Origin of the sequence: Ilumatobacter sp. (genome assembly GCF_030065885.1) — a bacterium.
GTDB lineage: Bacteria > Actinomycetota > Acidimicrobiia > Acidimicrobiales > Ilumatobacteraceae > Ilumatobacter.
Window position 1 is genome coordinate 1 of the sequence record NZ_JASJCS010000120.1, and the last position, 13,544, is coordinate 13,544.

The 13,544-nt window shown below is 69.9% G+C and carries 12 protein-coding genes; 5 read left to right on the forward strand and 7 right to left on the reverse strand.

Translation table 11 applies throughout. From position 1 onward, the window contains the following. From pgk to QNJ12_RS19805, 4 genes are all read right to left on the reverse strand, one after another. Positions 1–545, reverse strand: a 545-nt coding sequence (pgk, locus tag QNJ12_RS19790) for a phosphoglycerate kinase (protein WP_367281821.1), incomplete at its 3' end; no start/stop codon positions are given. Positions 546–576: 31 nt separating this feature from the next. Next, entirely contained in the window at positions 577–1,587 is a 1,011-nt protein-coding gene (gap, locus tag QNJ12_RS19795) for a type I glyceraldehyde-3-phosphate dehydrogenase (protein ID WP_300625310.1), read from the reverse strand. Positions 1,588–1,779: 192 nt separating this feature from the next. After that, positions 1,780–2,625: an RNase adapter RapZ gene (gene rapZ, locus QNJ12_RS19800; RefSeq protein WP_300625311.1), complete on the reverse strand. Its 846-nt coding sequence runs from the start codon at positions 2,623–2,625 to the stop codon at positions 1,780–1,782. 60 nt (positions 2,626–2,685) lie between these two features. Beyond that, positions 2,686–3,429, reverse strand: a complete 744-nt coding sequence (locus tag QNJ12_RS19805) for a class I SAM-dependent methyltransferase (protein ID WP_300625313.1) — start codon at positions 3,427–3,429, stop codon at positions 2,686–2,688. A gap of 71 nt (positions 3,430–3,500) precedes the next feature. Here QNJ12_RS19805 and QNJ12_RS19810 point away from each other — a divergent pair, with 71 nt between their 5' ends. Continuing rightward, on the forward strand, positions 3,501–5,591 hold the full coding sequence (locus QNJ12_RS19810) for a hypothetical protein (protein ID WP_300625315.1): 2,091 nt from the start codon (positions 3,501–3,503) through the stop codon (positions 5,589–5,591). 64 nt (positions 5,592–5,655) lie between these two features. Beyond that, positions 5,656–6,567 carry an LLM class flavin-dependent oxidoreductase gene (locus tag QNJ12_RS19815; protein ID WP_300625317.1) on the forward strand — a complete coding sequence of 304 codons (912 nt, stop codon included), beginning with the start codon at positions 5,656–5,658 and terminating at the stop codon, positions 6,565–6,567. Between the two features lie 134 nt (positions 6,568–6,701). Here the strand turns inward: QNJ12_RS19815 and QNJ12_RS19820 are convergent, their stop codons facing one another. Further along, positions 6,702–7,223 (reverse strand): WYL domain-containing protein, encoded by a 522-nt coding sequence (locus tag QNJ12_RS19820; RefSeq protein WP_300625319.1) that lies wholly within the window; start codon positions 7,221–7,223, stop codon positions 6,702–6,704. Between the two features lie 113 nt (positions 7,224–7,336). Between QNJ12_RS19820 and QNJ12_RS19825 the strand changes: the two genes are divergently transcribed. After that, a complete protein-coding gene (locus QNJ12_RS19825) occupies positions 7,337–7,756 on the forward strand; it encodes a DUF6855 family protein (protein WP_300625321.1) in 420 nt (139 codons plus the stop codon). A gap of 216 nt (positions 7,757–7,972) precedes the next feature. On the opposite strand, the gene uvrC is transcribed toward QNJ12_RS19825, so the two are convergent. Next, positions 7,973–9,865: an excinuclease ABC subunit UvrC gene (gene uvrC, locus QNJ12_RS19830; RefSeq protein WP_300625323.1), complete on the reverse strand. Its 1,893-nt coding sequence runs from the start codon at positions 9,863–9,865 to the stop codon at positions 7,973–7,975. 85 nt (positions 9,866–9,950) lie between these two features. Here uvrC and QNJ12_RS19835 point away from each other — a divergent pair, with 85 nt between their 5' ends. After that, on the forward strand, positions 9,951–10,847 hold the full coding sequence (locus QNJ12_RS19835) for a rhomboid family intramembrane serine protease (RefSeq protein ID WP_300625324.1): 897 nt from the start codon (positions 9,951–9,953) through the stop codon (positions 10,845–10,847). 36 nt (positions 10,848–10,883) lie between these two features. Next, positions 10,884–11,957, forward strand: a complete 1,074-nt coding sequence (locus tag QNJ12_RS19840) for a GGDEF domain-containing protein (RefSeq protein WP_300625326.1) — start codon at positions 10,884–10,886, stop codon at positions 11,955–11,957. A gap of 16 nt (positions 11,958–11,973) precedes the next feature. Here the strand turns inward: QNJ12_RS19840 and QNJ12_RS19845 are convergent, their stop codons facing one another. Next, positions 11,974–13,245, reverse strand: a complete 1,272-nt coding sequence (locus tag QNJ12_RS19845) for an MFS transporter (protein ID WP_300625328.1) — start codon at positions 13,243–13,245, stop codon at positions 11,974–11,976. Positions 13,246–13,544 lie beyond the last annotated feature (299 nt).

Consider the following 13,544-nt stretch of genomic DNA (forward strand, 5'->3'; position numbering starts at 1 on the left):
CCGAGCTTGTCGGAGATCTTGGCGCCACCGAGCACCGCGACGAACGGCCGCTTCGGCGAGTTGCGGAGGCCGAGCAACACGTCGACCTCCTTCTCGAGCAGTCGCCCCATCGCCGACGGCACCGACTGCGGCGGGCCGACGATCGACGCGTGCGATCGATGTGACGCGCCGAACGCGTCGTTGACGTAGAGGTCGATGCCGTCGAGCAGGCGGGCGGTGAACTCGTCGTCGTTGCCGGTCTCACCCGGATCGAAGCGGAGGTTCTCCAACAGCTCGACCCCGGGTGCGAGCTCGGCGAGGCGGGCGCGCACCGGGTCCATCGAGTACTGCGGATCGGGTGCGCCCTTGGGACGGCCGAGATGGCTGGCGGTGACGACCTGAGCGCCCCGCTCGGTGAGCCACTCGATCGTCGGCAGGGCCGCCCGGATGCGGAAGTCGTCGGCGATCTCGACCGTGTCGCCGCCGCGATCGAGCGGAACGTTGAAGTCGGTGCGAACGAACACCCGCTTGCCGGCGACGTCGCCGAGGTCCTCCAGGGTGGGAATCCCGTTGATCATGTGGACGTCGGCTGACGGGTCAGCGCTTGACCTTGCCGCCGAGGAACATCGTCATGTCGACGAGGCGGTTCGAGTAGCCCCACTCGTTGTCGTACCAGCCGCCGACCTTGACCATCTTGCCCATGCTCATCGTCAGCCCGGCGTCGAAGATGCACGAGTGCGGGTCGGTGACGATGTCGGCCGACACGATCGGATCCTCGGTGTACTTGAGGACGCCCTTCAGCTTGCCGGAGGCCGCCTTCGCGTACGCGGCGTTGATCTCCTCGGCCGACGCGGCCTTCTTGAGGTTGACCGTGAAGTCGGTGAGCGAGCCGGTCGGGATCGGGACGCGCAGCGCGTTGCCGTCGAGCTTGCCCTTCATCGACTGCATCACGAGCGACGTCGCGCGGGCGGCGCCGGTCGACGTCGGGATGATGCTCACGGCCGCGGCGCGGGCACGTCGCAGATCCTTGTGCGGGCCGTCGACGATGTTCTGGTCGCCCGTGTAGGCGTGCACCGTGGTCATCATGCCCTGGCTGATGCCGAAGGTGTCGTCGAGCACCTTGACGAGCGGCACGAAGCAATTCGTCGTGCAGCTGGCGTTCGAGATGACCTTGTGCTTGCTGACCCGGAAGTCCTGGTGGTTGACCCCGTACACGAACGTCGCGTCGGCACCGGTGCAGGGCGCCGACACCATCACGAGCGGGGCGCCGGCCTCGAGATGGGCGGCCGAGGCGTCGCGGTTGTTGAAGAACCCGGTCGACTCGATGACGACGTCGACGCCGAGGTCGCCCCACGGCAGCTTGGCGGGATCGCGCTCGCTCAGGATCCGCAGCGAGTCGCGGCCGACGCGGATGCTGCGGCTGGTGGCCGAGATCTTGTCCGGCATCGTGCCCAGCACCGAGTCGTACTTCAGCAGATGCGCCATCTGGTCGAGCGAGCCGAGGTCGTTGGCGGCGACGAAGTCGATGTCCGCCCCCTGCGCCTTCGCGGCTCTGAAGAAGTTCCGGCCGATCCGTCCGAAGCCGTTGATACCAACTCGCACCGTCATCGCGGGGGTGTCCTTTCGATTGGGGATTCACGTCATCGGCGGCGACGACGTGTCAGTTCGTGCCTACCGCTTGCTCACACTAGTTCCACCAGCTCAGAGCGACTTCCACGAGAGGAATTGGACCCCGATCGCGGTGCCACGCGGCACTGCCGGTCCGGCGCGGCTCCGACGACGCGGGACTGCCCGAGCGCGTCAGCCGCCGCCGACGTCGCGATGGGACGTGCGCGCCACGACGCCGTGCTCGGTGAACCGTCCAGCCAGCTCCTCGGCGACCGCGACCGAGCGGTGCCGCCCGCCGGTGCAGCCGATCGCGATCGTGAGATAGCTGCGGCCCTCGGCGCGATAGCTCGGCAGCAGCTCGACGAGCAGCGCCTCGAACCCGTCGAGGAACGTCGCGGCCTGCGCCCGCTCGATCACGTAGTCGCGCACCCGCGGGTCGTGGCCGGTGAGCGGGCGCAGGTCGTCGTCCCAGTGCGGGTTGGGGAGGAAGCGGACGTCCATCACGATGTCGGCGTCGAGCGGCAGCCCGTTCTTGTAGCCGAAGCTCTCGACCGCGATCTGGAGTTGCTGCGAGCTCGCCATCTCGAACGCTCCGACCAGGCGTTCCTTCAGCTGGTGGACGTTGAGGTCGGTCGTGTCGATGACGAGATCGGCCTCGACCTTCACCTTCTGCAGCAGCTCGCGCTCGTGCTCGATGGCCTCGAGCAGCCCGTCGGCATGGTCGGCGAACGGGTGACGTCGGCGCGTGGCGTCGTAGCGCTGGACGAGTACGGGCGTCGACGCGTCGAGGAAGACGAGCGTGACCTCGTGCCCCTCGGCACGGATGTGGGCGACCTCGGGGAGCACGTCGTCGTGGTTGCGCCCCGACACGAGCGCCAGCCGCTCGATCCCGCCCGGCTGCGAGGCCAGCTCGACGATGGTCGGCAGCAGCGAGGTCGGGAGGTTGTCGATGACGTAGTAGCCGAGGTCGTCGAGCACGTCGGCCGCCCCCGACCGCCCCGCACCTGACAACCCCGTGATCAGCACGATGTCGGCCACACCGGAACCCTACCGATCACCGGCCCGCCGCCCCGGCAGGGATGCTGCAGCCGGCGCGGATCAGGCGCGACGGAGCCGCAAGTACATCAGCCGCGGGATGGTGGCCGCCTCGGTGTACTCGGGCGCCCGCTCGAGGAAGCCGGGCGGGGGCGGCGGCTCGACCATCCGCTCGAGCACCAGACCGTGCTCGATCAACGCGTTGAGGTAGCGCGACAGCGGGCGGTGGATGAACCTGATGTGCACGCCGAGCTCGACCTGCTCGACCGTCTCGCTCTCGACCAGGTACGGGCCGATCCGCCAGTACTGCTCGGGCGGATCGATGACGTGGTCGTCGATCCAGCCGCTCTGCGGCGTCTGCAACAGCGGATGGTTGAGGAAGAAGCTGAACCGGCCGCCCGGCCGCAGGATCCTCGCCACCTCGGCGATCGCCGCGTCGACCGCGTCGATGTGCTCGAACACCAGGCACGCAACGGCCGCGTCGAAGCTGGCGTCCACGAACGGGAGCGAGTCCGCGGGCGCACGAACGTACGCCGCCCCTCCCCCGCGGTGGGCTGCGACGCTGATCTGGTTCCAGGTCGGGTCGACGCCGATCACGCTCGCCCCGGCAGCGGCCAGCATCCGGGCGATCTGACCGTCGCCGCAGCCGATGTCGAGGACCTGCCCGGCGTCGGACAGCTCGGCGCGGGCGAGCGGGAGGATCTGCTCGTCGTACTCCGGGTCGGCACCCTCGGTGAACCCGTCGATCCACCACCGGGCGTGGGTCTCCCACAGCTCGCGGGATGGATCGACGAGCCGGTCCTGCACCTGGCAGAGGCTACGTCGGGGAGCTGCCGCGTGACGCGCCCGAGCCGCGACCGATCGATAGCGTTGAGCACATGCGTGAACCGGGTGAGCATCGCCGTCTCCGCGGCGCGCTCGCCGTCGCCGCCAGCACCGCCCTGTTGGTCGGGGCGTGCTCGTCCGACAGCGACGACACCACGGCGACCGACTTCTTCTCCGACATCGTCCTGGGCGTCAGCGCGTCGCCGGCGGGCGTGTGGGGCGACGGCCGGGCGGTGATGGCGACGAGCGCCACCGACGGCACGGTCGCCGTCGCCACGACCACCGGCGTCCACGTCCTCGGCAGCGACGGCCAACCGGCGTCGACGCTGCACCGCTTCGACGAGACCACGCAGCTCGCCGCCATCGAGCTCTCACCGGACGACGGCACGCTCGTCGTGGCGACCTCGACGCCATCGCGCCTCCTCTGGTTCGACCTCGTCGCCCAGGAGCTGCAGCACGTCCAGGACCTCGACGTGAGCGCCGCGATCACCGCGCTGACGTTCACCTCCGACGGCAGCGGCGTCGTCGCCGCGACCGGTGCGAACCTCTCGGCCTGGCCCGACGGTCCGCTGTCCGGTCCGATCCCGCTCACCGACGCCGGCGCTTCGATCGGCCGGTGGGTGGTCCGGTCCGACGGCATCGTCGTCGCACCCGTCGCCGAGACCGACACGCTCGCACTGGTCGACGAGAACGAGACCAGCGTCGTGCGGCTCGAGTCGATCGGTGCCGCCACGGTGCTCGATGCGCGAGCCGGCCCGGGCGGCGACACGATCGCCGTCACCGTCGGCGAAGGTCAGGACGCGCTCGACCGTCGCGACCGCATCCTGCTCCTCGATCCGCAGACGTTCGCCGTCAGGTCCGAGATCGCACTCGATCGCGCCGTCCCGCCCGACAGCTGGGTCGTCAACGACGCACACGTCGCCGTCCTCGGCAGCGACGCCATCGACGTGTTCGCCATCGACGGGACGCCGGTCACCGAGCTCACCGTGCCGACCGACGCGACCCGCGCCGAACTGCTGCCGCTCGAGTCGGGGTTCGCGCTCGTCCAGGCCGACGGGGCGATCACGGCGTGGGACTCGGCGACCTGGGCGCCCCTCACCCTCGATGCGGGCGGCGTCAGCGTTCGTGACGCGGCGGTCGACGCCTCGGGACGGGCCATCACCACGGTCGGCTTCTACGGGGACGTCACCCGCTGGGACACGACGACGGGCACCGCTGCGTTGCAGTCCGGCGCGTTCGCGCTCGGCGAGGCGACGTCGGTCGCGGTGTCGTCATCCGGCGATCGAATCGGCGTGGCATCGAACTCGGGGCGGGTCGCCGTGCTCGACCGGTCACTCGCCGACCAGTGGGTCTTCGGGTCGTCCCGCGTCCACGTCGGTGCGGTGGAGTTCAACCCGGTCTCGGGCATGTTGGCCACCGGGCTGGCCGAGCGAACGGGCGAGGAGGCGTTCGACGACACCGTCGCCAGCTGGGACCCGGTCACGCAGTCCGAGCGCTTCCGGATCGGCGGCGAGTCCGAGGACGTGGCGGGCTGTTCGTTCTTCTACAACCGGATCCGGTTCACCGGCGACGGCGCACTTCTCGCCAGGACCTCGCACGACTACACCGTGGCCGTCGTCGACGCCGAGACCGGCGCCGAGCTCCAGCGGCTGTCGACCGAGGACAGCACGCTGCTCGACATCGGCTTCACACCCGACGACGAGCTCCTCGTCGCGACCCGCGACAACGCGGCCGTCACCGTCTGGGACACCGAGGACTTCTCGATCGCCGCCGAGTACCGCTCGCCGATGGGCGGCTACCTGGCGATCGCGATGTTGCCCGACGCCGCGACGATGGCGGCGGCCGACATCACCGGCGCGCTTTCACTGGTCGACGTCATGACCGGTGAGATCCTCCTCGACTTCGAGGCTGCGGGCACCCGCACCACCTCGATCGCGGTCTCCGACGACGGGCTGCTGCTCGCCGCACCCGCGGCCGACTCGACGATCGGGATCTGGTCGACCGAGGACGGCCGGCGTCTCGCCACGCTCGCCGGCCACACCGCCGACGTCACCGACGTCGCGTTCGCACCCGACGGCACGTGGCTGGCATCGTCGTCGCTCGACGCGACGGCGCGGGCCTGGGACCTCACCGTCGAGATCTGATCGGTCGCCCAGCCGTCGGCGTTCGAGCCAGCGGCGACCCGCAGCGAACCGTAAGGTCGCACACATGAAGATCTCCCTCTGGCCGAACATGAGCCACGCCCCGGCCGAGGTCCTCGACCTCGCCCGCTGGGCCGATGCAACAGGCTGGCACGGCGTCTGGTACGCCGATCACTACATGCCGAACACCGGCAGCGAGGAATTCACACCGGGCGACACCCACGAGTGCTGGGCGATGCTGCCGGCCATCGCGGCGGTCACCCAGCGGGTGCGTGTCGGACCGCTCGTGACGCCGACCTCGGTCCATCACCCTGCGGTGCTCGCCAACCGCGCAGCGACGATCGATCACCTCTCGAACGGGCGGATGGTGCTCGGTCTCGGCGCAGGGTGGCAGATCAACGAGCACCGCGCCTACGGCATCGAGCTCGAACCGCCGAAGGCGCGGGTCGACCGCTTCGACGAGGCGATCCAGGTCATCCGCTCGCTGCTCAGCGAGGACCGCACGACGTTCGACGGGGCCGTCTACACGATCACCGACGCGCCCTCGGACCCGTCGCCCGTGCAGTCCCCACTGCCGATCCTCGTCGGGTCGTCGAGCCCGCGCATGCTCCGCATCACCGCACGCCATGCCGACGAGTGGAACGCGTGGGGCAGCCCCGAGATCGCCGCCGAGAAGCGCGCGCGGTTCGAGCAGGCGTGCGAGGCCGTCGGCCGCGACCCTGCGTCGATCTGGACGTCGGCGCAAGCACTCGTGCACCTCACCGCGACCGATGCGGACGGCGACGCGATCGTCGCCGCGGGGGCGGGACCGGGCACGATCGCCGGCACGACGAACCGGCTGGTGGAACAGCTCGGTCGCTACGACGAGCTCGGCTTCGACGAGTTCATCGTGCCCGATTGGACGATGGGTGCGACGCCGGCGGAGCGGCGCGAGTCGCTCGAGCGCTTCGACGCCGACGTCGTCGGCCAACTCACCTGACGGCGAATCGTCGTCCGCCGAGTAACCCAGCGCCTACTTCATGGCAGTCGTTACGACATCCCTCGTCCGCTTTCGTGCCACAGCGTCCGCGCCCCCGTTCTGTGGCAGGTCATTCCTTGCAGCTGGTGCGGGCACTACGCATCGGACGTGTGCCGCTCGTGCGCCAGGGCGAGGCGTCGGGCGGTCTCGGTGCGCAACCACGCCGGCGCGATCACCTCGACGTACGAGCTCAGGGAGAGCACATCGATCACCGCCAGGTCGTTGCTCTCGATCCGGAACGTCGCCTCGACCCAGCCGTCGTCGTCGGGTGGCACGGCACGTCGCAGGCGGAGCGGCTGCAACCTGCCGAGCACGGCGGCCATCCGACGCCCCTCGGGCGAGATCCGGATCGTCGCCCGGCGGGTCCGACTGGGTCGACGCACCTGCGGCTGCCAGGCGCGCGGCGACGGCAGCTCGGTCCGGAAGCCCTCGAGCAGCTCGAACCCACCGCCGGGCCCGCGCGTGGCGTACACGGGCACGCCGGCGCCCGACAGCTCCTCGATGTCGCGCAGGACGGTTCGCTCCGAGACCTCCAGCTCGGTGGCGAGGTCGGCGGCGGTGACGCGCCCGCGCCGCTGCAGGATCAGCATCAAGCTCACCAACCGGCCCGCTCGCACGCCGCGATCGTGCCAGTTCCACCCATTCATGACAAGAGATGTCAGTTTCTCCTTCCTAGGTTCTCATCCCAGCGCAGCACCGACCCGGGGCGCTCGAGACAGAAAGGCACGCCATGAACGACATCGACGCCGAGGGATCCGGAACGCCCGAGGACCCGTGGATCCTGCTGACGCCTCCCGGCAAGTCGGAGTTCGAGGCGTACCGGGACCCCGACGCCGACCCTCCCGCGCTGGTCGTCCAGGTCGGTGCGACCGAGCTGCGCTACCACCTCCGCTGCATCGACGACCTGCACCGGATGCTGACCGACCGCGGCGACTGGGTGGCGCTCGGCAACGCCGACGAGCAGAAGGAGGCCAAGCCCGACACCGTCGAGGCGTGGGGCCGGTCGGGCGACAACCCGGTCGGCGGCTGGTACGGGCTCAAGAAGGGCCTGCGCGGCCGGTTCGGCAACTACGTGCCGCCGGTGCTCGAGGTGCTCGGTCTCGCGGAGGTCGAGCACAACGCCCGCAACAACCGGATGCGAGCCCGCTGACCACGCCGGCGCCGCGGTCACCGGGGCCCGCCGACCCACGTCACCGAGCACAGCCGCCCGGCATCTTCCCTCCGCACTTCGGGGCAGCCATCACGACATCAGACGTCGTTTTGACTGCCGCAGCGTCCGGAGACCGCGTTCGCGGCAGCGGTCCGATGGATGTCGTGATGTCTGCCACGGAGTCGGCGCCCCGCGAGCAGCCAGCAGCGCCGAGGATCAGGAATGGAACTTGGCGTGCACGGCCTCGGCCACGGCATCGGGCAGGAAGCTCAGCGCCTTCAGATCGTCGAGGTCGGCTCGCTTGACGGCGTTCACGCCGCCCATCGCCTTGACGAGCTTCTTCTTGCGCACCTCGCCGAGCCCGGGGATGCCGTCCAACGAGCTCACCGTCATGCGCTTCGACCGCCGCTCGCGATGGAACGTGTTCGCGAACCGGTGCGCCTCGTCGCGGATCCGCTGCAGCATGAACAGCGCCTCGCTGCCACGGTTGATCTCGACCGGCTCGGACCGGCCCGGCACGTAGATCTCCTCGAAGCGCTTGGCCAGACCGGCGACCGGGATCTCGTCGCCGAGCCCGAGCTCGTCGACGACCCGCTTGGCGACGTTCATCTGCCCCTTGCCACCGTCGACCACGAGCAACTGCGGCGGGTACGCGAACTTGCCGGGCTTGTCGCCCTTCTCGCCGATCGGCCGGTCGCGCTCGTCGACGTACGCCTGCAACCGCCGTGTGAGCACCTCCTCCATCGCGCCGTAGTCGTCGTTGCCGGCGACGTGCACCTTGAACCGTCGGTACTCACGCTTGCTCGGCAACCCGTCCTCGAGCACGACCATCGAGCCGACGTAGTCGGTGCCCTGCAGGTGCGCCATGTCGTAGCACTCGATGCGGAGCGGCGCCTCGGGCAGACCGAGCGCCTCCTGCAGCTCGGTCAGTGCCCGCGACCGGGTGTTGTGGTCGGACGCCCGGCGCATCCGGTGCCGCGTGAACTCCTCGCCGGCGTTGCGTGACACGGTCTCGAGCAACGCACGCTTGTCACCTCGCTGCGGCACCCGGATCTGCACCTTCGAGTCACGCAGATGGCTGAGCCATTCCTCGTACGTCGCCTGGTCGTCAGGCTCGTTCGGGACCAGCACCTGTTTCGGCACACCGGTCGGCGGTTCGTCGCCGTAGAGCGCCTCGAGGATCCGGTCGACCAGCTTGCCGGGGCTGAGCTCCTCGACCTTGTCGAGCACGAAGCCCTTGCGGCCGACGACGCGGCCCTTCCGAACGAAGAAGACCTGCACCGACGCCTCGAGCTCGTCGTCGGCGATGCCGATCACGTCGACGTCCTCGTTCTTGTCGGCGACCATCTGTTGCTTCTCGACGGCCTTGCGCACGGCGACCAGGCGGTCGCGCAGCCGCGCCGCGCGCTCGAAATCGAGCGTGTCGGCGGCCTCGCGCATCTCGACGTCGAGCCGGTCGATGATCTCGTCGGTGTCGCCGGCGAGGAAGTCGCAGAGCTCGCGAACGAGCTCGCGGTACGGCATCTCCTCGATCTCACCCACGCACGGGCCGGCGCACTTCTCGATGTGGAAGAGCAGGCACGGACGTCCGAGCCGTTCGTGCTCGTTGAACTTGTTCGGGCTGCACGTCCGGATCGGGAAGCTCCGCAACAACAGGTCGAGCGTGTCCCGGATGGCGTAGGCATGCGCGTACGGGCCGAAGTAGCGGGTGCCCTTCCGCTTGCGGCCGCGCATCACCATCGCCCGCGGCCACTGATCGTCGACGGTCACCGCGAGGAACGGGTACGACTTGTCGTCGCGGAGCCGGACGTTGAAGCGCGGATGGTGCTGCTTGATCAACGAGTACTCGAGCATCAGCGCCTCGACCTCGTTGCGCACGATCGTCCACTCGACCGACTCGGCGGTCTCGACCATCTGGCGCGTGCGCGGATGCAGGTTCCGCGGCGACTGGAAGTAGTTCGAGAGGCGCTGGCGCAGGCTCGAGGCCTTGCCGACGTAGATCACACGGCCGTGGGCGTCCTTGAACTGGTACGAGCCGGGCTGATCGGGAATCGTGCCGGCCGGCGGACGCTTCACCATCCCGCCGGCGTCCCGGTCGTCACGCCGCACACCATCAGCTCAGGATACGGCGACCCGCGTGGCGAGGCCGCGGTCGTCAGGAAACATGTCGCCGGGGCGGATACGGTGATGCCCGATGGCAGGCCGTTTCTCCTATTCGTCGCCCGAGAGCCGCTACGGCGGCAACCCGTGGTTCCGCGTCGGCGAGCTCGACGTAACGACGGCCGTCCTCGTCGCGGCTGGCGCCGTGCTCTCGATGTTCGTGTGGGCGGCGAGCCCCGACCTGCTCGAGCCGCTCGTGCTCGACGCCTCCGAGGTGCGGCGCGGTCAGATCTGGCGGCTGATCACCTGGCCGTTCGCCAATGCACCCGACATCTGGACCGTCATCACGATCGCGATCTTCTGGTACTTCGGTCGCGAGCTCGAGGGCATGCTCGGCCGCGACCGCTTCGCGTGGTTCCTGTCGATCCTCACCGTCATCCCCGCCGTGGTCGCCACGGTGCTCGATCTCGACGTCGCCGGCATTCGCCATCTCGAGCTCGGTGTGTTCCTCGTGTTCATCGCGGAGTTCCCGTTCGCGCGGTTCTTCTTCGGCATTCCGGGCTGGGTCATCGGTGCCGTCATCGTCGGCATCCAGGTGCTCCAACTGTTGGGCATTCGTGACACCGACGGCCTCGCGTTCCTCGCGGTCCTGATCGCCACGTCGGGGTTGGCGGCACGCAGCTTCGGTCTCGCCACGCACCTGCCGTGGATCCCCAAGTTGCCGTTCCCGGGCTCGGGCGACGGTTCGTCGCGCTCCTCGCGTTCGTCGAGGACGAGCCGGCCGGCCAAGAGCCGAGCCCGACGCCGCGGCGGATCGAAGGTCGTCGAGGGGCCGTGGACGCCGCCGACACCGCCGACGCCGGGCCCCGACGCCATGGCTGCGCAGGCCGAACTCGACGCATTGCTCGACAAGATCTCCGATGGCGGTCTCGACTCGCTGTCCCACGACGAGAAGCGGCGTCTCAACGAATTATCAAAACGTCTGCGCTGAGTCAGGATGTGTCAAATCGCCCTTAAGTTGGGGCGAATGAGCACCGATGGCACAGTTATGAACGACGGCGTGACACGGCGTGACGAGGCGGGCCGATCGAACGTGCCCGGCGGCCCACTCCGGGCGACCTGCGTGCGCGCCGCGGAGGCGAATGCGGCCGAGACCAGCGATGAGCTGATCTTCGTCCTGCACCCCAATCGCGACGACTACGAGGTCGTCTCGGGTGGCGGGAACGCACCGCTCCGCGCCGCCGTCTCGGTGGCGGTCGCCGCCGGCAACATGCGTATCTGGGACGGCGCCAGCGTCGCCGCCGTCACCACGCGACCGGTCACCTCGCTCCCGGAGGTGGTGCGCGCCATCGCCGACGGGGCCGGGGTGACCGAGGTCGACGTGGCGCCCATCGGCGCCACCGGTCAGCCGACCTGCGTCGCGCTCTGGTTCGACTTCGAGTCCGAACCGAGCGCGGGACGGGGCGAGGACCGCCGAGCCCTGGTCGACGAGCTCATCGAGGCGACCGAGGCCGACATCGCCGAGGAAGCGCGCCAGGCCGCGATCGACGCCGAGGTCGAGGCCGCTCGCGCCGCAGAGGCGGCTGCCGCAGCAGCGGCCGACGTCGTCGACCTGCCCGTCGGTTCGACGAGCGACGACATCGATGCGCTCACCGGCCTCGCCAGCCGTGAACGCTTCGACCGGGCCATGGAGGACTTCGACGGCGAGGAGGCGACGCTGCTGTTGATCGACCTCGACGGCTTCACGGCCGTCAACGAGGATCACGGCTCCGAAGCAGCCGACGAGGTGCTGCGCGAGACGGCACGCCGCCTCGCATCGACGTGCCGCCGCAACGACGTCGTCGCCCGACTGCACGCCGACGACTTCGCGATCGTGCTCACCGACGCCGACCGGGCCACGGCGCTGCAGGTGTCCAAGCGACTGCTCACGGTCGTCGCCGAGCCGCAACCGGCGCTGGGCGACGGTCGGTCGGTCACCGCCACGCTCGCGTTCGCCCACGAGTTCGGTTTGGTCGACATGGACGAGCTCTACGAATCGGCCGAGGATGCGCTCAGCAGCGGCAAGCGCGCCGGCAGCGGCCGGATCGTCGTCGCCTCCTGAACGTCCTCGAGCGGGTTCAGGCCGCAGCCGAGAGGCCCGCCCGGCCGAGCCGCATCTGGGTCACCCACGCGTAGATCAGCATCGCAGCCGCGAGTGCCGTCGCTGCGTTGGAGAGCATGTGGAAGCCGGCCGCATCCTTGACGAAGCCCGAGCCGAACGCAGCGACCGCGCCGCACAGGCTGAGCGTCAGGTCGCCGGTGCCCTGGGCCTCGACCCGCGCCTCCTGTGGCACCGAGGCGGTGAGCAAGGTCGTCCCGGCGATCAGCCCCAGGTTCCAGCCCAGGCCGAGCAGGAACAGCCCGATGAACAACATCGCGGGCACGTAGCCGGCGGCGACGGCGGACACCGTGCCCGATGCGAGCACCATCGTCCCGTACTGGATCGCCCGCACCGCACCGACACGATCGACGAATCTGCCGACGAGCGGCGCCAGGCCGAACATGCCGAGGATGTGCACGGCGATCACCATCGCCGAGAGGTCGTCGTGGCCGTGGTCCTCCATGTGGGGAGGAGTCATGGTCATGACGCCGACCATCGCCGCCTGTGAGCCGGCCATGGCGACGATGCCCAGCGGCGCACCGGGAGACGAGCGGATCACGCCGAACGACCGATGCACCTGCTTGATGGGCCGCGCCCGCGAGGCGTGCGGGTTCGTACCGCCGATCAGCACCAGGGGATCGGGCCGCAACAGCAGCGCGTAGGCGATCGCGCCGACGAGGAAGAGCGCGCCGGCGAACAGGTACGGACCGATGAACTCGTCGAGGCCGAGCCACTCGCCGACGTCCTTCTCGAGCGGTGTGAAGACCGGCCCGAAGACCGCGCCGAGCGTGCCGATCCAGACGATCGCTCCGATGGCGCGCGCCCGGTCGTGTTCATGGGCGAGATCGGCGGCGACGTAGCGGGCTTGCAACGTCGCGGCCTGGCCGGACCCGAAGAGGAACATGCCCACGATGAACAGCGGGAACCACCGCAGCTGACCGCCCGTCGCCGCGACCGCAGCGCCGAGCGCTCCGGCCAGCAGGGCGAGGATCAGCCCGGGCCGCCTTCCCCGGCGCCGCATGAACGCCGCCAACGGGATCGCCACGACCGCGGCGCCGAGGGTGAAGGCCGCACCGCCCAGGCCGGCGAGCCGGTCGCTGCCGAGCAGGTCGGACGCCAGCAGGCTGACGACCGCGACCGAACCGGCGACAGCGGCCTGGCCGGGCACGACGGCGAGGCGAAGCACGTTCAACGTGCGCCGCTGCTCCTCCTGGAAGTCCTCCACCCGCAGCGCAGCGTCGTCGATCACGGCCGCCACTCTGCCACGCCCAAGCCACGCCACAGGCGCCAGCCACTTGCCCGACGCGACTGCTCGCTCATGTGCCTCTGACGGGCACCACTCGCCCGACGCAGCGCGCGACGACCCCCTCTTGGCCCCTGAGTCGGGTCCGGTTCGTCCGAGCGCAAGGCGCGACGAACCCCGAGTTGACTGGGGTCAACGAGCGGTGAGGCGCAACGCAGCGATCGGACGAACCGGACCCGACTCAGGGGCCAAGAGGGGGTCGTCGCGCGCTGCGTCGGGCGAGTGGTGCCCGTCAGAGGCACATG

What these genes read in the sequence shown, in the direction of transcription:
- QNJ12_RS19810 (WP_300625315.1), top strand. Translation starts at nt 3,501, where the DNA reads ATGCGTGAACCGGGTGAGCATCGCCGTCTCCGCGGCGCGCTCGCCGTC.
- QNJ12_RS19835 (WP_300625324.1), top strand. Translation starts at nt 9,951, where the DNA reads ATGGCAGGCCGTTTCTCCTATTCGTCGCCCGAGAGCCGCTACGGCGGC.
- QNJ12_RS19825 (WP_300625321.1), top strand. Translation starts at nt 7,337, where the DNA reads ATGAACGACATCGACGCCGAGGGATCCGGAACGCCCGAGGACCCGTGG.
- QNJ12_RS19840 (WP_300625326.1), top strand. Translation starts at nt 10,884, where the DNA reads ATGAGCACCGATGGCACAGTTATGAACGACGGCGTGACACGGCGTGAC.
- QNJ12_RS19815 (WP_300625317.1), top strand. Translation starts at nt 5,656, where the DNA reads ATGAAGATCTCCCTCTGGCCGAACATGAGCCACGCCCCGGCCGAGGTC.
- gap (WP_300625310.1), bottom strand. Translation starts at nt 1,587, where the DNA reads ATGACGGTGCGAGTTGGTATCAACGGCTTCGGACGGATCGGCCGGAAC.